The sequence below is a fragment of the Catonella morbi ATCC 51271 genome (genome assembly GCF_000160035.2).
Classification (GTDB): domain Bacteria; phylum Bacillota; class Clostridia; order Lachnospirales; family Lachnospiraceae; genus Catonella; species Catonella morbi.
Genome location: NZ_KI535370.1, coordinates 1 through 19,947, shown reverse-complemented (window position 1 = coordinate 19,947; position 19,947 = coordinate 1). Strand labels below are relative to the sequence as shown.

18 protein-coding genes, 2 tRNA genes and 1 rRNA gene are annotated in these 19,947 nt (G+C 36.6%); 20 read left to right on the top strand and 1 reads right to left on the bottom strand.

All coding sequences use genetic code 11. The features are described from left to right. Nucleotides 1–266 precede the first annotated feature (266 nt). From GCWU000282_RS12815 to GCWU000282_RS12800, 4 genes are all read left to right on the top strand, one after another. The gene (locus tag GCWU000282_RS12815) at nt 267–1,175 is read left to right on the top strand and encodes a hypothetical protein (RefSeq protein ID WP_023355576.1); all 909 of its coding nucleotides are present in this window, start codon (nt 267–269) and stop codon (nt 1,173–1,175) included. Between the two features lie 42 nt (nt 1,176–1,217). Beyond that, nucleotides 1,218–1,529, top strand: coding sequence for a hypothetical protein (locus GCWU000282_RS12810; RefSeq protein ID WP_023355575.1), 312 nt, complete (start codon nt 1,218–1,220; stop codon nt 1,527–1,529). Nucleotides 1,530–1,884: 355 nt separating this feature from the next. After that, entirely contained in the window at nt 1,885–2,337 is a 453-nt protein-coding gene (locus GCWU000282_RS12805) for a hypothetical protein (protein ID WP_023355574.1), read from the top strand. A 128-nt stretch (nt 2,338–2,465) separates the two neighbouring features. Then, nucleotides 2,466–2,918 (top strand): hypothetical protein, encoded by a 453-nt coding sequence (locus GCWU000282_RS12800; RefSeq protein ID WP_156913155.1) that lies wholly within the window; start codon nt 2,466–2,468, stop codon nt 2,916–2,918. Between the two features lie 179 nt (nt 2,919–3,097). Here GCWU000282_RS12800 and GCWU000282_RS12795 read toward each other — a convergent pair whose 3' ends face one another. After that, nucleotides 3,098–3,487: a hypothetical protein gene (locus tag GCWU000282_RS12795; RefSeq protein WP_051384198.1), complete on the bottom strand. Its 390-nt coding sequence runs from the start codon at nt 3,485–3,487 to the stop codon at nt 3,098–3,100. Between the two features lie 607 nt (nt 3,488–4,094). On the opposite strand from GCWU000282_RS12795, the gene GCWU000282_RS12790 reads away from it, so the two are divergent. From GCWU000282_RS12790 to GCWU000282_RS12715, 16 genes are all read left to right on the top strand, one after another. Continuing rightward, the gene (locus tag GCWU000282_RS12790; protein ID WP_023355571.1) at nt 4,095–4,865 is read left to right on the top strand and encodes a leucine-rich repeat domain-containing protein; all 771 of its coding nucleotides are present in this window, start codon (nt 4,095–4,097) and stop codon (nt 4,863–4,865) included. A 199-nt stretch (nt 4,866–5,064) separates the two neighbouring features. Continuing rightward, nucleotides 5,065–7,683, top strand: coding sequence for a WG repeat-containing protein (locus GCWU000282_RS12785; protein ID WP_023355570.1), 2,619 nt, complete (start codon nt 5,065–5,067; stop codon nt 7,681–7,683). Between the two features lie 120 nt (nt 7,684–7,803). Further along, a protein-coding gene (gene prfB, locus GCWU000282_RS12780; protein WP_156913154.1) for a peptide chain release factor 2 occupies nt 7,804–8,920 on the top strand; the annotation gives its coding sequence in 2 pieces (ribosomal slippage) (nt 7,804–7,878 and nt 7,880–8,920; 1,116 coding nt in all). A gap of 263 nt (nt 8,921–9,183) precedes the next feature. Further along, the gene (locus GCWU000282_RS12775) at nt 9,184–9,627 is read left to right on the top strand and encodes an ACT domain-containing protein (protein ID WP_408605518.1); all 444 of its coding nucleotides are present in this window, start codon (nt 9,184–9,186) and stop codon (nt 9,625–9,627) included. 14 nt (nt 9,628–9,641) lie between these two features. Continuing rightward, a complete protein-coding gene (locus tag GCWU000282_RS12770; protein WP_023355566.1) occupies nt 9,642–10,850 on the top strand; it encodes a homoserine dehydrogenase in 1,209 nt (402 codons plus the stop codon). Between the two features lie 228 nt (nt 10,851–11,078). After that, on the top strand, nt 11,079–12,398 hold the full coding sequence (locus GCWU000282_RS12765; RefSeq protein WP_035041010.1) for an aspartate kinase: 1,320 nt from the start codon (nt 11,079–11,081) through the stop codon (nt 12,396–12,398). A gap of 41 nt (nt 12,399–12,439) precedes the next feature. Continuing rightward, nucleotides 12,440–14,590 carry a Tex family protein gene (locus GCWU000282_RS12760; protein ID WP_023355563.1) on the top strand — a complete coding sequence of 717 codons (2,151 nt, stop codon included), beginning with the start codon at nt 12,440–12,442 and terminating at the stop codon, nt 14,588–14,590. Nucleotides 14,591–14,593: 3 nt separating this feature from the next. Beyond that, the gene (gene tsaE / locus GCWU000282_RS12755; RefSeq protein WP_023355562.1) at nt 14,594–15,019 is read left to right on the top strand and encodes a tRNA (adenosine(37)-N6)-threonylcarbamoyltransferase complex ATPase subunit type 1 TsaE; all 426 of its coding nucleotides are present in this window, start codon (nt 14,594–14,596) and stop codon (nt 15,017–15,019) included. After that, a complete protein-coding gene (gene tsaB / locus GCWU000282_RS12750) occupies nt 15,016–15,735 on the top strand; it encodes a tRNA (adenosine(37)-N6)-threonylcarbamoyltransferase complex dimerization subunit type 1 TsaB (RefSeq protein ID WP_023355561.1) in 720 nt (239 codons plus the stop codon). Before tsaE ends, tsaB begins: the two co-directional genes overlap by 4 nt. Nucleotides 15,736–15,737: 2 nt before the next feature. After that, nucleotides 15,738–16,181 (top strand): ribosomal protein S18-alanine N-acetyltransferase, encoded by a 444-nt coding sequence (gene rimI / locus GCWU000282_RS12745; protein ID WP_023355560.1) that lies wholly within the window; start codon nt 15,738–15,740, stop codon nt 16,179–16,181. A gap of 32 nt (nt 16,182–16,213) precedes the next feature. Next, nucleotides 16,214–17,128: a ribonuclease Z gene (locus GCWU000282_RS12740; protein ID WP_023355559.1), complete on the top strand. Its 915-nt coding sequence runs from the start codon at nt 16,214–16,216 to the stop codon at nt 17,126–17,128. A gap of 13 nt (nt 17,129–17,141) precedes the next feature. Further along, entirely contained in the window at nt 17,142–17,723 is a 582-nt protein-coding gene (locus GCWU000282_RS12735; protein WP_051384197.1) for a DUF6715 family protein, read from the top strand. A gap of 114 nt (nt 17,724–17,837) precedes the next feature. Then, complete coding sequence (tsaD, locus tag GCWU000282_RS12730; RefSeq protein ID WP_023355557.1) at nt 17,838–18,860, top strand: tRNA (adenosine(37)-N6)-threonylcarbamoyltransferase complex transferase subunit TsaD; 1,023 nt, start codon at nt 17,838–17,840, stop codon at nt 18,858–18,860. A 243-nt stretch (nt 18,861–19,103) separates the two neighbouring features. Then, a tRNA-Ser gene (locus GCWU000282_RS12725) sits at nt 19,104–19,189 on the top strand. A gap of 26 nt (nt 19,190–19,215) precedes the next feature. Further along, nucleotides 19,216–19,304: transfer RNA gene (locus GCWU000282_RS12720), tRNA-Ser, on the top strand. A 358-nt stretch (nt 19,305–19,662) separates the two neighbouring features. Further along, a 16S ribosomal RNA gene (locus GCWU000282_RS12715) occupies nt 19,663–19,947 on the top strand; the annotation flags it as partial.

The window sequence follows — 19,947 nt, the reverse complement described above, 5'->3', positions numbered from 1 at the left end:
AATGTGATAACATATAAATATGGATATGTATATACCAAAAGTGTACGAAAAAAACGTCCGGTTTTGGTATATCAATTTTGATTCCTATGTGGTAAACTTCGTTTCAACAAAGGAAAAGCACAAGAACCTATTATCAGATAAGCCGGACAAGATAAGATGGTTCTATCCGGAAAGGAGGTTATCATGAAAAAGATAAACCCACAGAGGTATAGGAATGGGGACTGGAAAATATGTAAACATAAACCAGATAAATACGGAGGTAAACTATGAGAAAAATAATAAGTATGATTTTAGTTTTTGCAATTATATTTTCTTTTACATCGAATGCTTCTGCATCTGAATTAATAAGAACAGGAAAAGATGAAAGCTTTTCATTTTATAATGAGGGTAAGCTGGTAACGGTTAAAATACGCCGAATGGGAAATTCGGCAGCATCAGAAGTATATATTGATGGAGTCCTTAGTCAGAAATCAGTTGGCAGTCTTACAACTAAGACTATAAATACTAAAGTATATGATTTGTCTGCACCTTTACGATATAATGCGGCAAAGGAAACAGTCAGTAAGATTGGAGATTTTAATTCTTTTACGACACATGAGCCTGTTTCAAATATAAAGATAGATGAAAAGATAAATGCTAATAGTGTGAAGAGTATTAGAAGGTCGATAACTGATGAGCCGGTAGATAATACAGGATTATCCCAATCATACTTTGGCGGAGGGTATTACTATTTAGGTGAGTATGGAGGATTTTACTATGCACCGGACGTATATGCACAACTGCATAGGAAATATTCTAGCAAATATGAGGGAGAGACAAAGACATGGAGATGGGGAGAGAATGAGACTTTGGGTGCAATTTCTGCATATCTATCATTATTTTTGGGTCCTTCACTAGTGGGCTTTATAGTTACAGCATTATTTTTTACTGCACAGGGTGTGATTGCATATGCTCAGTCCATTAAATTAGCTACCTTTTCTTTTTATTATACATATATGGTTACAATTAAATATAAATCATATTATGGTGCTTGGCGAGATATGACATATTGGAAAATAGAGAATACTACAGCTGGCACAACCAAATGGAAACTGAAGAGTTTCAATGGTGGTTTTGGTGTATCCAATACAGAAATGGTAAAAGCAGGCATAGATAATTATGTAGCTCAAAAGTAGCTGATTGACGGGTCTGTGTTTTGGTAAAGGTTATATTTTATTATGAAAGTAAGTAAATTTTTGAAACGTTTAAGACTACCTGATTCAATAATTTATTATGTTATACAGGGGTGTCTTTTTATAATAGTATTTGTAAATACAATAATCGAAAGAGGATTCTTTTGGATTAATATCTGGTCTCTTATTTTGGGTATAATTTTTTGGGGAATAGCATTAGCTCTGTACCTTGAAGATGTAAAAAGAAACAAAGAATATCTCAAAAAGCTTAGGGACGAAGAAAAAGCCTTAAGTTCCAAGGGATTTTCGGATGAAGTAAAAGATAGTGTTCAAAAAAACTCTGAAAATAAACTTTGAAGATATTACTTATAGCCTGAGAAAGGTGGAAATGAGCATAGAAGAGCTAAGTTTCATAATATTAGACCGGAAGTAGTTAGAGAGTGAGCGTAAAATTTTATTTGTAAAAATTTTACGCTACTTTTGATATTCATCTGAATGGTATATATACGAAAATGTACAAAATAAAACGTCCGGTTTTGGTATATCAATTTTGATTTCTATATGGTAAACTTCGTTTCAACAAAGGAAAAGTACCAAGAACCTATTATTAGATAAACCAGACAAGATAAATTGATTCTATCTATAAAGATGAAAATTCTTATACCGAGATTTTTAGTGCATATGATTTATTAGAAAGCAGGGATAATTGTTTATGCGAAATAAAATTTTGGGGTTGTTAATATGTTTGATAATTGTCGGGGGGAGTTTAGTGTTTCCCCTTAAAAAAAATATAAATTTAAGGAAACCTATTGAACATTTTATAAATGGAGTTGCGTGTGAACAAAGTGAAATTTTAATAGAAGGTGAAATAAATTATAGCCTGCTCAACACAAAAGTGAAGTTTGTTGGTGATATTAGAATTGAAAGATTACATAGTGAATTAAGGAATGTGAAAATGGAAATTATTTTGGATAAAAAGAATATTGTTGAGGTTCCGGTTATCCGCACAGGGATAGAGGATACTTTAAAAGGAGCAGTAGCTATAAATGAGTCTATAGGTATTATGCATATTAAAGGAGAATTTGAAAGTCTGACACTTTATCCGATAGATGAAAATAATCACTCAATTAATGTAGATGGAGATAATTATTGGAGATATAATTAAAATGTCCTATATTGCAAATATACTGTTAGGATATTTTATAACTGTACTTTTCTATATAAATATAATTAAGGAAATGAGATAAATGACATTAGATAAGAATAATGGCTTATGGAAATGGGGGAAAGGAAATGGATTTGGTTATTAAACATAAAAAGCTCAGTATTATGATAACGGCACTGATTGTACTTGCAATATGCTGGGCGGTTATATTTCCTACAAACTCTGAATTGATTAAAACACCATCAACTCACGAAAATGTAATATACTACTCTGTTGACAGTAATAAAAGACTTAAAGGAAACAGGTTTTTGAGATTTGCATTATATGATTTGGAATGCAATTATGTACAACTCTGCTTTTCAGCGGATAAGGGAGATGGAGAACTATCTGCTTGGAAAAATGTTTCTGTGCATGTGAATGACAAAGTATATGGATACACGATTGCGGGAGTTTCTTCCAGCTGGAAAAGAGACTACATAGCATTTCTTATTGAAGATGTAAATCAAGATGATAAAATAAGCTTTTCATATGATGATCAGACAATAAGTCTTGATAAATCATTGTTAAGTTACCAAAGGTAAGATATATTAAGTACAAATACTGAGTGTAACGTTCATAGGGGTATTTATAGTAACCTTGAAAAATATAATGCCCCCGACCGGTTCATTTGATTTTACATTACAGAAAAAGCCATAAGGTGTAAGTTGAGTTCAAACAAATGATTGCACAAAACGAACGATACCTCAGTCTAAACATAACATCATCCTCCTTGCTGTAAGATTTTTTCCAATTTTTCTCTATCCCATTGGAAAATAAGCTTCTTAAGTAACATAGCTTTTTTTATTTCTACTGTTGAAATCATCACCTCCCCACAATAAACAATATATCTGTTGTCACCAAGATAATTTACACAAAGGCTGTTAAGTTTGTACTCTCTATATATCGATCCATTATCTTCAATAATGTGTATTATTACATCTTCCATGTGGTCTTCATTTATTTTCACGTAGTATTCCAGCGTAAACATATTATTTCGGGGATCATTTGGTTTCATCCCTTGATTTTCCGTATAATTACATTCAGTAAAATACAACTTATAGCTGTCATATATTGTATCGAATGTATGATCCACTCCTGACATTGAACCCATAATGAGACACATACCCCCGAAAAAAAGTGTCCACAATGAATAAATCAACCGGTACCCCGTCTTGCTTTTTACAAACTGCTGATCTCGATGTTTTCCAAAGCAAATTACGTCTGTCAGCATTCTTGGAAAAAACAGAATAAAGAAAAGCGAACTTATTAAATAATAAATGTTCATGTCTTCTACTTTCTATTTCCTATATTGATTGAAACAAAAAGAAGTAAAAACCAACAGTAATAATACGGTTTATACTTCTAAAAATCCAAGCAGGAAATTTTTTATTATATTCCACAAACAGTATCTATTACATTTTACACATTGTCAAAACATCTCCAAGTTAGCATTTTCTTAAATTTTTTCTTTTATTATAGCACCTTTTATAGAAAATACAAGTGCTAGCTGATTAGGTTGTTTTTCATATTGCAAATATATTGTTAGGATATTTTATAACTGCACTTTTCTATAAAGCTGATTGATACGTCTGGGAAATTATGATTAGAAATGGTAATTTTATTTAGACTTGAACCATTCACTCATATCTGTTAAAATCTAGATTAAGTTACATTTTATATAATGTAAATAACAATCAAATTCGCAGGAGGTAAGACGGATGAAACTTAAAAAGGTAACTAAGTTAGGACTTGGAATCTGTGCCTTTGCACTTGCATCAACTCTTTTTGTTAAAGGAAATGTGAAGGCGGACATAACAGAAGGTGTGCCATTGAAAGTAGGCAAACATGTAAAAGCTACTTTAAGTAAAACAGGGGTGCTTACCATATCGGGAAAAGGTGAGATGTGGGAAGATGTAGATGACACTGCTGAATACTACAACAAATGGTTTAACAACAAAAAAAGTGACATTTATAAGATAGTTATTAAAGACGGTGTAACCTCAATAGGAAGAAGAGCATTTTACCAGCTTGAAAGCGTGCAAAGTGTGTCTATTCCTAAGTCGGTTAAATCAATTGAAGCACATGCGTTTAGAATGACAAAGGCATTAAGGAAAGTAAAAATTCCTAATTCAGTGAAGAATATAGGTGTTCAGGCATTTTATGAATCAGGAATTGCAAAATGTACTTTTGGTAAGAATGTCAGAGAAATAGATAATTTTGCTTTTGCACATTGTAACAACTTGCGTAGCGTTTCCATACCATCAAATGTTAAAGAGGTTGGACAAGGCGCATTTTTGGAAAGCGGAGTTTCCAAGGTTAAAATAGGAAGAAAAGATGCTTTCCCTGTCGTTAAAGCGACCATTTACTCAAAGAAAGTTCTTATCGGTGAAAATGCTTTTGCGGAAGGCTCAGTGCTGAAGGCTTATAAAGGTTCATCGGCAGATGAGTATGCAAAACTGAATGATCTTTACATAAGGTATATAAAATAAGATAACCAAGCAATACAGTAAAGTGATTAAGGCTAAAATAAAATAATAAAATGTAATAAAAGTTTAAGCTATTATACAGAGAATATTAATAATATGACCTGCATAATAGCTTTCTTTTTTTGTGTAAAATGCTATAATAAGAGCAAGGTGTACAATATTTAATAAGCTTTTTTACTATAATTTTAAGGAGGATATTTCTATGAAGAATGATTTGTCCGGAAAAATTTTAGCCCTTATGTTTATAGGAGCGCTTTCTGTTAGTTTAGTTACAGGTAGTGAAGCAAATGCGGCAACTGCTAAAAAGCCTGTAAGTGATAAAGTTGTAAAAATAAAAACAATAAAGCTAAAAGATTTAAAACATGTAGAAAACCTGGATTCTATAGATAATTTTGCTCTAACATGGGTAGTAGTTAATGGAAAATTAGGTTTTATAAATAAAAAGAAAGAAGTAGTGGTTTATCCTAAATATGACTATGATGGCGCTTGTGAGGCAAATGATGGTTTGGTGCAGGTATGGAAGGCAGGTAAAATAGGCTATATAAATGAAAAAGGAAAAGAAGTCATACCTTTAATATATGATAATGGATTTGAATTTAAAAATGGATTTGCAGCTGTAGAGAAGGGAGATAAATGGGGATTTACAGATACTAAAGGAAGGGTGACAGTTCCTTTTGTATATCAGGATGTAAATGAATTTAATGAGGGTTATGCTCCCGTCGAAAAAGATTATAAATGGGGCTTTGTAAACAAAAGAGGAGAAGAAGTAGTTAAGCCTAAGTATGAAAGCGTGGGACAGGTTGAGCATGGACTTGCTGTTGTAAAAAACGGTAAAAAAGGCATTGTAAATATGAAAGGAGAAGAGGTTACTCCGTTAAAATATGACTATATTGGAATAAGTGCATATGCCGGTGAAAATTTTGAAGTTGGAAATGTAGAAGAAAAGCTTACAGCAGTAAAATTAAACGGAAAAATAGGAGCTGTTAATGCAAAGGGTGAAGAGATAATCCCGGTTAAATATGATGACATACTGTTTAACTATGACAGGTCTTTGACGGCAGTAAAGCTAGACGGCAGATGGAGTATTGTGGATGAAAACGGCAAAGCGATAAATGATATAACCTATGATGAAGTTAATGAAGCTCATATTAATAAGGCTCTTGTTGTGAAGAAAAATGATAAATGGAGCTTGATAAATACAAAGGGAGAGCTTTTAACTCCTATTCAGTACGATGAAATCAAGAATTTTACTGATGGAAAGGTAGCGGTCAGGATTAAAGATGAGTGGAGCGTATTAGATGAAAAAGGTAATAAATCAGACGTAAAAATAGATCAGGACGGAGAAATGCCTGAGGAAGACGAAGAGCAGCTTAAAGATATAGATGCTGCAACTAAGCCGAAGGATTCTAAAGATGATTTTGAAGTAGGTCTTTTAGATAACCTTGTTTTGGTAAATCTTAATGGAAAATGGGGAATTACAGACAATAAGGGAAAAGTTATAGTAAAGCCTAAGTATAGCGACATTGGACAGTATTTTGCCGGTAATACTATAGAAGTAAGGCTTAATGGCAAATGGGGCTTTATAAATGCAAAAGGAAAAAAGATTGTACCGCTGATATATGACAGTGTTATGCCTTTTTTAGATGAAGTTACAGCTGTAAGAAAAGGAAACAGATGGGGCTTTATAGATAAGAAAGGAAATGAAATAACTGAGTTTAAATATCAGACTGTGATGCCGTTTTCAGAAGGTTTGGCAGCAGTGAGACAGGATGAAAAATGGGGCTTTGTAAATAACAAGGGTAAAGAAGTAATCTCTCCTAAGTATAACAGAGCATGGATGTTTGATGGCGATAAAGTTGCGATAAGTGTGGGAAATAAATTGGGATTTATAGACAAGTTCGGCAAGGAAGTGACTCCGGTAAAATATGACCGCTTTAATTTTGACCAGTTAGGGGCAGCATTTACAGAGGTAACGATTGGAAGTAAAAAAGGCTTTGTAAATTATAAAGGAGAGGAGATAATTCCTGTAAAATATGATTATATTAACTGGTATCCGGATGAGAAAATGTTCTCTGCCTGCATAGATGGCAAATGGGGCTATATAGATGATAAAGGCAAAGAAATAATACCTCTGAAATATGAAGAAATAATGATGATTCAAGATGGAGTTATAGGAGCTAAGCTAAATGGCAAATGGGGTTATGTGGACAAAGGCGGGATAGAGATAACACCCTTCAAATATGATGAAATATACTGGTTTAAAAATAAGATGGCTATGGTTAGAATAGGAAATAAATGGGGTTTTGTAAACAACAAGGGTGAAGAAGTTATAGGTACAAAATACGATAATGTGTGTGACTTTTATGGTGAATTGGCAGCAGTAAAGAAGGGTGATAAATGGGGGGTTATAAATGAGAAAGGAGAGAAAGTAGTTAAGTTTAAGTATGATTTTATTAATGATTTTTCCGGTGGTTATTCAACAGTATGCATAGGGAATAAATATGGAATAATAGATAAAAGAGGAAATACTGTAGCAGATATTAAGTACGATGACTGGATTGATTTTGATAATGGTCTGGCAATTGTAAAATCTAATGACAAATGGGGACTGATAAATGAACAGGGCAAGGAGCTTATTCCGGTTAAATACGATTATCTGAGAGATCTGTCAGTGAAAGAGGATAAGAACGGCAACGTAAAGGTCAAGATTCATGTTGTAAAGGGTGATAAAGAAGGTGATATAGAGTATAAGGCTGTAAGGAGAATATTGGGAGATGTGTATTTCTACTCCGTGTGGGAACAGGTAAAAAAACTAAAGTGATGTAATTGTACCTGTATTTAACACTATACAAAAGTCAGGAGAATTACAACTCTTGCCAATATCCATCTCTCTATGCTATAATTACTGTTTGTGAAATAAAGAATAAAAGGTGGTGAGATAGTGGTAGAGTTAGACCAGTTCAAAGTTACATTAAACTCTTATGCAGAGCCATTAGTCGAAGTGAGGGATTCACTTTGACCTCGCAAGCAAAAAGATGAGGCTTGAAGAGTTAAACAGGCTTATATCAGAGCCGGGATTTTGGGACAATGCTGATAAGGCAAATGCTACAATGGCAGAGATATCAAGCCTAAAAAACGGTATTGAAAGCTTTGATGAATTACAGACTATGTATGATGATATAGGTGCGCTTATAGAAATGGCAGAAGAAGAAAATGACTCTTCTATGGTTTCGGAAATAGGTGATGAGCTGGAAAGGTTTAAGACAGAATTTGATACACTTAGAATTTCAACCCTGCTTAGCGGACCTTATGATAAAGATAATGCTATTATTACCTTACATGCCGGGGCAGGCGGTACGGAAGCCTGTGACTGGACCGGTATCCTTATGAGAGCCTATACAAGGTGGGCGGATAGTAAAGGATTCAAGACAGAGGTTATTGATTATCTGGCAGGTGAAGAAGCAGGAGTTAAATCCTGTACCATTGAAATTACGGGAACGAATGCCTACGGATACTTAAAGAGTGAGCACGGAGTACACCGATTAGTACGTATTTCTCCTTTTAATGCAGCCGGTAAACGCCAGACTTCCTTTGTTTCCTGTGATGTAATGCCTGATATTGAGGAAGACATAGACATCGAAATAAAAGATGAAGATATGAGAATAGACACCTTCCGTGCAAGCGGTGCGGGTGGACAGCATATCAACAAAACATCATCTGCTATCAGAATTACGCATTTCCCTTCGGGAATAGTAGTAAGCTGTCAGAACGAACGTTCACAGTTCCAGAACAAAGCCAAAGCCATGCAAATGTTAAAGGCCAAGCTTTATATGCTGAGGCAGCAGGAAAATGAAGCTAAGGAAGCGGGAATCAGAGGCGAGCAGAAGGATATAGCCTGGGGAAGCCAGATTCGCTCCTATGTACTTCAGCCATATACCATGGTCAAAGATCATAGGACAAATGTTGAAATCGGTAATGCTCAGACAGTCTTAGACGGAAATTTTGATCCGTTTATTAATGCTTATTTAAAATGGAAGAGTATTAAAAAAGAAGATTAACTATAAAATGTCAGTATGGGAGTTATTCCTGTGCTGACATTTTTGCATTATTCCCTACAAGTATCTGAGGCAGAGAAGTTCTTGTTATATTCAATAATTAAAATCTAAAAATTATCCATAAAACTATCAGCTTTTACACTTGCAATTAATGTGTACTTGTGTTACTATTCTTTCTGTTACGAACAAATGCCCACTATGGGCATACAAAGTAATGAATCTGTATGTTATTTACAGGTAAAACAAAGGTTTGAAAAATAGGTGGTATAATGAAAACTGATAAGTTGTATGTTGTTTCGGCAAAAGCATTACCGGAGGTGCTTTTGCAGGTTGTTGAAGCCAAGAAACTGCTTGAGACTAAAAAAGTGATGACAGTGGGAGAGGCAGCCGAGGCGGTTGGTATCAGCAGGAGTTCTTTTTATAAGTACAAGGATGAAATTAACTTTTTCTATGAGGATGCCAAAGGGAAAACAATTTCATTTTTATTGGAAATGGAAGACAGACAGGGATTGCTTTCAGAAGTGCTTAAGGAAGTGGCACGTCATGGAGTAAACATACTTACTATCCACCAAAGTATACCGGTCAACGGACTGGCTTCTCTGTCGCTGAGCTTACAGGTTTCAGACGGATTTACAGATGTTACCGAGATGGTAGCAAGTATAGAAGCAATTGATGGTATCAGAAGAATGAAAATACTCGCAAGAGAATAAATCAGAGGTGACAAATGGTAAATGTAGGAATTATAGGATATGGAACTGTCGGTTCCGGAGTTTTTGAAGTTCTGAATACAAATAGCAAGAGCATTGCGGTAAAAGCGGGTGAAGAAATTAAGGTAAAGCGAATCTGTGACCTTAGGGATTTTCCGGGAGATGCGGCAGAGAAACTTATCACACATGATTTTAACGATATATTAAATGATGATGAAATTACTATAGTAGTAGAGACTATGGGTGGCACAAAGCCTGCGTACGACTTTGTAAAAGCCTCTATTGAAGCGGGCAAAAGTGTATGTACTTCAAACAAAGAACTTGTGGCAAAGTTTGGTGCGGGTCTTATCAAACTGGCTGAAAAACATAATGTGAACTTCCTTTTTGAGGCAAGTGTCGGTGGCGGTATACCTATAATAAGACCTCTTAACTATGCACTTACAGCTGAGGAAATTCTTGAGATAAAAGGTATACTTAACGGTACTACTAACTTCATACTTACCAAAATGAATGATGAAGGTCTGGACTATGAGACTGTATTAAAGGAAGCACAGGACATGGGCTATGCAGAGAAGAATCCGACCGCTGATGTTGAAGGATTCGACACTTGTAGAAAAATTGCAATACTTACCTCCCTTGCCTATGGCAAGCAGGTGGATTTTGAAGATATACGTACAGAAGGGATTACCAAAATCACAAAAGAGGATATGGAATATGCCAAAGCCCTTAATGCATCAATAAAACTTATAGGTGAAAGTAAAAAAGAAAACGGAACAGTTTATGCAAGGGTAGCACCTGCTTTGATAGACAGAGAACAGCCGCTTTACAGCGTGCATGATGTATTCAATGCTATTTTTGTAAAAGGAAATATGGTAGATGATGTGATGTTCTATGGCAGGGGCGCAGGCAAGCTTCCTACGGCAAGTGCGGTAGTTGCGGATGTAATAGATGCAGCAAAGCATAAAAACAAGCATATTCCTATAATTTGGGAAGAAGATAAGCTTGAACTCGGAGATATAAGAGAATATAAGCAGAAATTTTTTGTAAGAGTTCCTGCTGATATGAAGGAGGCTGTTAAGCAAAAAATGCCTGAGTTGGAAGAGGTTAAGACGGAAAAGGTAAAAGGAGAATTTGCTTTTATAACCCCTGTTCTTACAGAAAATGAGTTTGAAGAGGCTGTAAAAGATTTGAAAATAATAAACAGAATAATAGTAAATTTTAAATAATGAAAAAAATATCTTGCAAATATCATCATTAAGCGTTACGCTATAGTGAATGGTATTTGCAGATATTTTTATTTACCATGAAATTCCCTTGGAATTCCTTGGTAAATAAAAATCTCTCCGAGGGATGTGCATCTTACGGCAGGGAAGTTTGCCTTACGGCACCGCTCGAGCACGAAGTGTGTGCAAACTCACACTTTATTGTGAATAAAAGATTTGGAGGAAAAAGGTTTGTTAAAAGTAGTTAAATTTGGTGGAAGTTCACTCGCAAATGCAGAACAATTTAAAAAAGTCGGAGATATAATAAAGTCGGATAAGGACAGACATTTTGCAATACCTTCAGCGCCGGGCAAGAGATTTAACACAGATGTTAAGGTAACTGATTTACTTTATAAGTGTCAGGAAAAGGCTGTAAATAATGAAGACTTTTCAGAAGAATTTGAAGATATTAAATCAAGATATAATGAAATAATTGAGGGACTTGGCATATCTCTTTCTTTGGAGGAGGAGTTTGCTCTTATTGAGAAAAATCTTAAAGAAAAAGCAGGGAAGGACTATGCGGCTTCCAGAGGTGAATATCTTAACGGAATTATTATGGCAAACTACCTTGATTTTACCTTCGTAGATGCTGCTACTGTATTGTTTTTCAACAAAGAGGGTGTCTTTGATTCCGAAAAAACCAATGAAGTCCTCGGAAAGAAGCTTAAAAAGGTTGAATATGCGGTAATCCCAGGGTTTTATGGCTCCTTACCGGACGGTACTATAAAGACTTTCTCAAGAGGCGGCTCGGATATTACCGGGGCTATTGTTGCAAGGGCTATTAAGGCTGATATTTATGAGAATTGGACTGATGTTTCAGGCTTCCTGGTTGCAGATCCGAGAATAATTTATAATCCTGAACCTATTGATATTATTACATACAAAGAGCTGCGTGAGCTTTCATATATGGGAGCTTCTGTTTTGCACGAAGACTCTATCTTCCCTGTAAGAAAGGCGGGTATTCCGGTAAATATCAAGAATACTAATGCTCCTGAAGATCCGGGAAGTTGGATAGTTGAAAGTACGGGACAAAAATCTAAATATGTCATTACGGGCATTGCCGGAAGAAAGGGATTTTCCGCCATCAATATAGATAAAGATATGATGAATGTTGAGGTCGGCTTCGGAAGGAAGGTTTTACAGGCATTTGAAGAAAATGATATTTCATTTGAGCATATGCCGTCCGGTATAGATACCATGACACTTTTTGTAGAGCAGAAAGCCTTCGAGCCTAAGGAACAGCTTGTAATTTCTGCTATTCATAAACTTGCAGAACCTGATTCTATAGAAATAGAGTCCGGTATTGCACTTATCGCTGTAGTAGGCAGGGGAATGAAGTCTGCCAGGGGAACAGCCGGAAGAATATTTGCTGCCCTTGCTCATGCACGAATCAATGTAAGGATGATTGATCAGGGTTCAAGCGAGCTTAATATCATAATCGGAGTAGATAATGATGATTTTGAGTTTGCAATTAAGGCAATTTATGATATATTTGTAGAAGTTCAACTTTAGAATTATACAAGCTTCAAAAAAATTATTTAGAGGGTAAGACAATGGACATAGCAAAGAAAATTGCAGAAGAACTTGGTATTAAGACAGAGCAGGTAAATGCAGTAATAAAGCTTATAGATGAGGGGAATACCATACCTTTTATAGCAAGATACAGAAAAGAGCAGCATGGAGCACTTAATGATGAGGTGCTGCGTAATCTGGATGAAAGGCTCAGATATCTGAATAATCTTGAAGACAGAAAGGCTCAGGTTATAGGGCTTATAGACGAACAGGGAAAACTTACGGAGGAGTTAAAGCTTGCAATAGAGGCAGCAGAGACTTTGGTTTCAGTTGAAGATTTATACAGACCGTACAAGCAAAAGAGAAGAACCAGAGCTACTATAGCTAAGGAAGCAGGGCTTTCGGGACTTGCTGTTATAATTTCGCTTCAGCAGACAGATAAGCCTTTAGAAGAAGAAGCTCTTGCCTATATCAATGAAGAAAAAGGAATTTTAGATACTGATTCTGCAATCAAGGGAGCTATGGACATTATTGCCGAAGAAATATCGGATAATGCCGACTATAGAAAATACATAAGAAATATTACCTTTGAAAAGGGAAATGTAGTTTCAGAAGCAAAAGACAAGGAAGCTGAATCGGTATATGAAACTTATTACAGTTTCAGTGAGCCGGTAAAAAAGATTACGGGTTACAGAATACTTGCAATTAATCGTGGAGAAGCTGAAAAGGTTTTAACAGTAAAAATAGAAGCTCCGGTAGATGAAATATTAGACTACTTATGTAGAAAAGTTATAACCGGAGAAAATAAGAACACCTCAGAAGTGCTTAAGGAGACAGCTATTGATGCCTACACAAGATTAATTGCTCCTTCCATAGAAAATGAAATAAGGGCAGAACTTACAGAAAATGCGGAAGACGGTGCAATTAAAGTATTTGGAAAGAACCTTACACAGCTTCTTATGCAGCCACCAATTTTGGGAAAAAGGGTTCTAGGTTGGGATCCGGCATTTAGAACAGGCTGTAAGTTAGCTGTTATTGATGAAACCGGAAAGGTACTTTATACAACGGTTGTTTACCCTACAGAACCACAGAACAAGGTGGCTGAAACCAAGAAAATAGTAGCGGATTTAATTAAAAAATATGGAATTTCACTGATATCGGTAGGAAACGGCACTGCGTCCAGAGAGTCCGAGAAAATAATTTCGGATATGATTAAGGAGATGCACCTTCCAGTTTCTTATGTAATCGTAAATGAGGCGGGAGCTTCAGTGTATTCAGCAAGTAAGCTCGCTACTGAGGAATTTCCGGAATTTGATGTGGGTCAGAGAAGTGCGGCTTCCATAGCCAGAAGACTTCAGGATCCTCTTGCTGAACTGGTAAAGATAGAGCCAAAGGCTATAGGAGTAGGACAGTATCAGCATGATATGAATAAAAAGAAGCTTGAAGAGGCTCTTGGCGGAGTTGTAGAGGACTGTGTAAACAAGGTTGGAGTAGACCTTAATACAGCCTCAGCACCGCTTCTTTCCTATGTCTCGGGAATAAACGGAACAATAGCAAAGAATATTGTGAGTTTCAGAGAAGAAAACGGAAAGTTTAAGAACAGAAAAGAATTGCTAAAGGTTGCTAAACTCGGTCCTAAGGCATTTCTGCAGTGTGCGGGCTTTATGCGTATTATGGATGGAGACAATCCTCTCGACTCAAGCAGTGTACATCCTGAGTCTTATAAGGCAGCAGAAGATATTCTTAAGGCTTTGGGCTATGATTTATCTGAGCTTAGAGGAGGAATTAAGGGAATCTCTGTTGAAATAAAGAAACATCCGGACTTAACAGCTAAGCTGGATGTAGGGGAGCTTACGCTAAAAGATATTATAAGCGAGCTTGAAAAGCCGGGAAGAGATCCGAGAGCAGACCTTCCTGCTCCTATTCTCCGTACAGATGTTATGGATATGAAAGACCTTAAAGAAGGCATGGTGATGAAGGGAACTGTCCGCAATGTAATTGACTTCGGGGCTTTTGTCGATATCGGAGTACATCAGGATGGATTGGTTCATATTTCGGAGCTGTCAGATAAAAAATTTGTAAAACACCCGCTTGAAGTGGTAAGTGTCGGTGATATAGTTGATGTGAAAGTTATCGGAGTAGATATTCCTAAGAAAAGAATATCTTTAAGTATTAAACAGGCAAAGGGTTAAGAAATGACCGTTTATGATAGTTTTTCAGAAGAAATGACATTTGAAATCGGCAAAAAACTCGGTGAAAAGGCAGATAAGGGAGAGATTATCTGCCTTGAAGGCGACCTCGGAGTAGGTAAAACTGTATTCACAAAAGGCTTTGCCGAGGGGCTTAATATAGAAGAGAACATAGACAGTCCTACATTTACTATAGTACAGGAATATACAGAGGGGAGACTTCCTCTCTATCATTTTGATGTGTACCGAATCGGAGATATTTCGGAAATGGATGAAATAGGCTTTGAGGACTATTTTTTTGGAGAAGGAGTCTGCCTTATAGAATGGGCATCAAGAATAGAGGAATTAATTCCCGAATCCGCAATCCATATTATTATAGAAAAAGATATGTCGAAAGGCTTTGAATACAGAAGGGTAGTGGTAGAAGAATGAAACTTATAGGTATAGATAGTTCGGGCCTGGTAGCCTCTGTTGCGATAGTGGAAGACGAAACTCTTGTAGCTGAATATACCGTAGAGCATAAAAAAACTCATTCAACTACTCTTATGCCTATGCTTGATGAGATAGTAAAAATGTCAGAACTTAATTTGCAGGAAATTGATGCGATTTCTATAGCAGCAGGACCGGGTTCGTTTACCGGGCTTAGGATTGGTTCTGCTACTGCCAAGGGACTTGCTTACAGCTTAAACAAACCAATTGTTCCCGTACCGACACTTGCGGCCCTGGCTTACAATATACAATTTTTTGACGGAATTATCTGTCCGATTATGGATGCCAGAAGAGAACAGGTTTACACCGGACTTTACACCTTCAATGGCGGTGAGTTTACAGAACTTAAAGAACAAAGAGCTTTGTCAGTACAGGATCTTTTAGAAGAGCTTAATAATGAATTTTCCGGAGAAAAAGTGGTTTTTCTGGGAGATGGAGTACCTGTATATAAATCTGTTATAGAGGAAAAGCTTATTAATACTCATTTCTATGCTCCTGCAAATATTTCAAAACAAAGAGCGGGAAGTGTGGCAGTTTTGGGAAAAATGTATTATAATAGAGGTATTACCGAAACGGCAGAAAGCCATGAGCCCGTATATTTAAGGCTTTCTCAGGCAGAAAGAGAAAGAAACGAAAAGAATTCGGAAAACAGAGAATAGCTATGGATGAAGTTGAAATAGTAGAACTTAAAGAAGAATATTGTTCTCAGGTTGCGGAAATAGAAAAGAAAACATTTTCCCTTCCCTGGTCAGAGAAAGCATTTTTAGAATGTATAGAACGTCCTGACAGACATTACTTTTGTGCAGTCTGCAAAGAAGAAGTGTTGGGTTACTGTGGCTATTGGGGAGTGCTTGATGAAGCAGAGATATATAATGTGGCAGTTAAGAAAGACAGCCGTGGCAGAGGCATAGGAAGTCTTTTACTAACAAAACTGATTGATTACGGTAAATCAGATAACAGAAGAAAGTTTCTGTTAGAGGTTAGGTGTGGCAATAAGGCTGCAATCAGTCTGTATAAAAAACTTGGTTTCAAAGAGGATGGTATACGTCCGAACTTTTATGATGAGCCGAAAGAAGATGCCTTACTTATGTCGCTTAAAATCTGATCTACCGATTAGTAAAATTATAAGGAGGATGAATGCTGGATATATGTTTATTAGGTACAGGCGGGATGATGCCGTTGCCTAACAGGTTTCTTACCTCCTTGCTTGCACGTTATAACGGTAACAGTGTACTTATAGACTGTGGTGAAGGAACTCAGGTTGCCATTAAGAAAAAAGGATGGAGTGTTAATCCGATAGGACTTATTTGCATAACTCACTTTCATGGAGATCATGTTGCAGGTATACCGGGACTTTTGCTTTCTATCGGCAATTCAGGGAGAACCGATCCTCTTACTATCTTAGGTCCTAAAGGAATAGAAAAGGTTGTAAAGTCGTTATGCATTATTGCGCCTGAACTTCCTTTTGACGTAAACTTTGTTGAGATTGAAGGAGACGGAGGAGTTTTTGAGTTCTTAGGAATGAAAATAGAGGCTTTTAAGGTCAAACATAATGTGGTTTGTTATGGATATAATATTGTAGTAGAAAGAGCGGGAAGGTTTTTACCCGATAAGGCCAAAGAAAATGATGTTCCGTTAAAATGTTGGAACAGACTTCAAAAGGGAGAGGTTGTAGAGTTTGAAGGAAAAACATATACTCCGGATATGGTTATGGGCGGAGAAAGAAGGGGTCTTAAAGTTACCTATTGTACGGATACAAGACCTGTAACTGTAATTGCTGAAAAAGCAGCCGATGCGGACTTGTTCATCTGTGAAGGAATGTATGGAGACCATGAATCGGATCAGAAAGCAAAAGAAAAGAAGCATATGACTATGTACGAGGCTTGTGAATTAGGTAAAAAGGCTAATCCGAGAAAAATGTGGCTGACTCATTACAGCCCTGCTATGGCTCATCCGGAGATGTATATAAAAGAAGCTAAGGAAATATTTAATAAGGTTAAGCTTGGTAAAGATGGGAAAAGCATAGACTTGATGTTTGATGAAGACGAATAAGGGGGGGAGCTTTATGTATAAAAAAGCACAAAATCCGGTTGTAGTTGTTGCAGTGATGATTGCTCTTGCGGTTTTTATTGTTGGTGGATTTTTTTTGGCCAGAAATATTGGGGAAAAAAACTGGGAAGCCAGAAAAAGTAAAACTGAAGTCGAGAAACTCATAGACCTTGATTTAGATGAAAATTATCCCGGTACTGCCAGAGAAGTGCTTAAAATAAACAATAGGCTTATGAAATGTTATTATAATGAGAAACTTACTGACGAGCAAATTAAGGCTTTGGCTATGCAAAACCAAAAATTGTTTGATGAAGAATTGCTGAAAAGAAATCCTTATGATGCATATGTGGAAAGACTGAAAAAAGATATAGAAGGATACAAGAAATCCAAGACTACTATAATAAACATTGGGGTACAGGAACTTTCGGATGCTGAAAAAGAAGAGAGAGGCGGTTATAAATTCTGTAATCTTTTAGTGTCTTTTTTCCTTAAGGAAGGAAATGGGCATAAGAAAACCAATCATAAATATTATTTAAGAGAAGATGAAAAAGGAAGATGGAAGATTCTTTTTTGGGAAGTAACCACAAAAACCTTCTAAATTTAAATTCAAATATGACAGCCTCGCATAGATGGGATTCTCTGTGAGGCTGATTTGATTTTAGCAGGTAATGAGAAACGGTAAGATGTTATGATAGAATAATGAAATAAAGGAATGAGGAAATATATGAATATATTGGCTATTGAATCATCTTGTGATGAAACTGCCGCAGCAATAGTAAGAGATGGCAGAAACGTTCTTTCTAATATAATATCATCGCAGATAGATATACATAAGCTTTATGGAGGAGTAGTGCCTGAGATTGCCTCCAGAAAGCATATTGAAAAAGTAATTCAGGTAATTGACGAGGCTCTATGTGAAGCTAAACTTACAATGGAAGAAGTAGATGCAGTAGCGGTAACCTATGGTCCCGGTTTGGTTGGGGCATTGTTGGTCGGAGTTTCCGCAGCCAAAGCCATAGCTTTTGCACATAATAAACCGCTTATCGGAGTACATCATATAGAAGGTCATATTTCTGCGAACTACATTGAAAATAAAGAATTAGAGCCACCGTTTTTATGCTTGGTTGTATCCGGAGGTCATACTAATCTGGTAATAGTCAAAGACTACGGAGAATATGAAGTGTTGGGTAAAACAAGGGATGATGCTGCGGGAGAAGCCTTTGACAAAGTAGCGAGAGCCATAGGACTTGGATATCCCGGCGGACCTAAGATTCAGAAAATATCAGAAGAGGGAAATAAAGAAGCAATAGCTTTTCCTAGGGCAAAGGTGGTAGATAATCCTTTTGATTTCAGCTTCAGCGGAGTAAAATCGGCGGTTCTTAATTATTTAAACTCCTGTGAAATGAAGGGTGAAGAGGTAAACAGGGCTGATGTTGCCGCATCTTTTCAGGAAGCGGTGGTTGATGTTCTTGTAAGTCATACTATAGAAGGTGCTAAGAGACTTGGGTTTAATAAGATTGCAATGGCCGGTGGAGTAGCATCTAATACAGCCTTGAGAACCGGAATGAAGGAAGAATGTGAAAAACGAGGGTTTAGTTTATATTATCCTTCTCCTGTTTTATGTACTGACAATGCTGCTATGATAGGAGCGGCGGCTTATTATGATTATAAAAAGGGGTTAATATCAGACTTAACCTTAAATGCAGTACCTAGTCTTAAATTGGGACAAAGATAGTAATATTAACCCAAATTATTTACGAAACATCTTGTGAAATATCACCTATAGTCATATATAGAAATCAGTTTATCCTACCGTTCTATGTGGAGTAAGAGATATATGCACATGGCGTGAATAATTGGTGATAAATTTGTCTTGACATAGATAAAAGGCTATAAATGAAAAAGTTTAAAATTCTTGTTGACAATATAATACTAATATGATAAACTAATTGAGCTGTCGCAGTTGAAGACAGTCACTGGAGAGGTGTCTGAGTGGTTTAAAGAGCCGGTCTTGAAAACCGGTGATCCTGAAAGGGACCGTGGGTTCGAATCCCACCTTCTCCGCTTCATATGGTTTATGTGTAAGCCTTGGAGAAATACCCAAGAGGCTGAAGGGGCTCCCCTGGAAAGGGAGTAGGTCGTTAGTAGCGGCGCCAGGGTTCAAATCCCTGTTTCTCCGTTGATTTTGCGAAAAAACTTAAAATAAGTTCTTGACAAAGGCAAAATCGTATGATAGAATATCTGAGCTGAATCGCTGATAGGTGATGAGGCAAAATGAACTTTGATAATTAAATAGTGAGACAATCTTGAAAATTCAAAACGAACGCATACAGGTAGTAATATCTGTATAACCTTGACATTAAATTCTTAATGAATACAAGTCACAGACGAAGTATGAATTTAGAATTTAAGTCGTTCTTTCGAAGCTTAGCGAGAAAGAACATCCTTATAAAACAGTAAAAATTATCAACTTTAGCCAGTTGATAACGGAATGAGCAAAGATTAAAGTCAGCTCATTCTGACGAAGGCCAAACACTTTTTATGAGAGTTTGATCCTGGCTCAGGATGAACGCTGGCGGCGTGCCTAACACATGCAAGTCGAACGGAGATTACGGACGGAAGTTTTCGGATGGAAGACTGTAATTCTTAGTGGCGGACGGGTGAGTAACGCGTGGGCAACCTGCCCTATACAGGGGGATAGCAGCTGGAAACGGCTGGTAAGACCGCATAAGTCGGTTAAATCGCATGATTTGATCGGGAAATGAGCAATCAGGTATAGGATGGGCCCGCGTCCGATTAGCCAGTTGGCAGGGTAAAAGCCT

Excerpts from the sequence above, each read along its gene's own strand:
- tsaE (WP_023355562.1), top strand. The coding sequence starts at position 14,594 with ATGACCGTTTATGATAGTTTTTCAGAAGAAATGACATTTGAAATCGGC.
- GCWU000282_RS12785 (WP_023355570.1), top strand. The coding sequence starts at position 5,065 with ATGAAGAATGATTTGTCCGGAAAAATTTTAGCCCTTATGTTTATAGGA.
- rimI (WP_023355560.1), top strand. The coding sequence starts at position 15,738 with ATGGATGAAGTTGAAATAGTAGAACTTAAAGAAGAATATTGTTCTCAG.
- GCWU000282_RS12740 (WP_023355559.1), top strand. The coding sequence starts at position 16,214 with ATGCTGGATATATGTTTATTAGGTACAGGCGGGATGATGCCGTTGCCT.
- tsaD (WP_023355557.1), top strand. The coding sequence starts at position 17,838 with ATGAGGAAATATATGAATATATTGGCTATTGAATCATCTTGTGATGAA.
- GCWU000282_RS12805 (WP_023355574.1), top strand. The coding sequence starts at position 1,885 with ATGCGAAATAAAATTTTGGGGTTGTTAATATGTTTGATAATTGTCGGG.
- GCWU000282_RS12790 (WP_023355571.1), top strand. The coding sequence starts at position 4,095 with ATGAAACTTAAAAAGGTAACTAAGTTAGGACTTGGAATCTGTGCCTTT.
- GCWU000282_RS12735 (WP_051384197.1), top strand. The coding sequence starts at position 17,142 with ATGTATAAAAAAGCACAAAATCCGGTTGTAGTTGTTGCAGTGATGATT.
- GCWU000282_RS12800 (WP_156913155.1), top strand. The coding sequence starts at position 2,466 with ATGGATTTGGTTATTAAACATAAAAAGCTCAGTATTATGATAACGGCA.
- GCWU000282_RS12795 (WP_051384198.1), bottom strand. The coding sequence starts at position 3,487 with ATGGGTTCAATGTCAGGAGTGGATCATACATTCGATACAATATATGAC.
- GCWU000282_RS12770 (WP_023355566.1), top strand. The coding sequence starts at position 9,642 with ATGGTAAATGTAGGAATTATAGGATATGGAACTGTCGGTTCCGGAGTT.
- tsaB (WP_023355561.1), top strand. The coding sequence starts at position 15,016 with ATGAAACTTATAGGTATAGATAGTTCGGGCCTGGTAGCCTCTGTTGCG.
- GCWU000282_RS12815 (WP_023355576.1), top strand. The coding sequence starts at position 267 with ATGAGAAAAATAATAAGTATGATTTTAGTTTTTGCAATTATATTTTCT.
- GCWU000282_RS12810 (WP_023355575.1), top strand. The coding sequence starts at position 1,218 with ATGAAAGTAAGTAAATTTTTGAAACGTTTAAGACTACCTGATTCAATA.
- GCWU000282_RS12760 (WP_023355563.1), top strand. The coding sequence starts at position 12,440 with ATGGACATAGCAAAGAAAATTGCAGAAGAACTTGGTATTAAGACAGAG.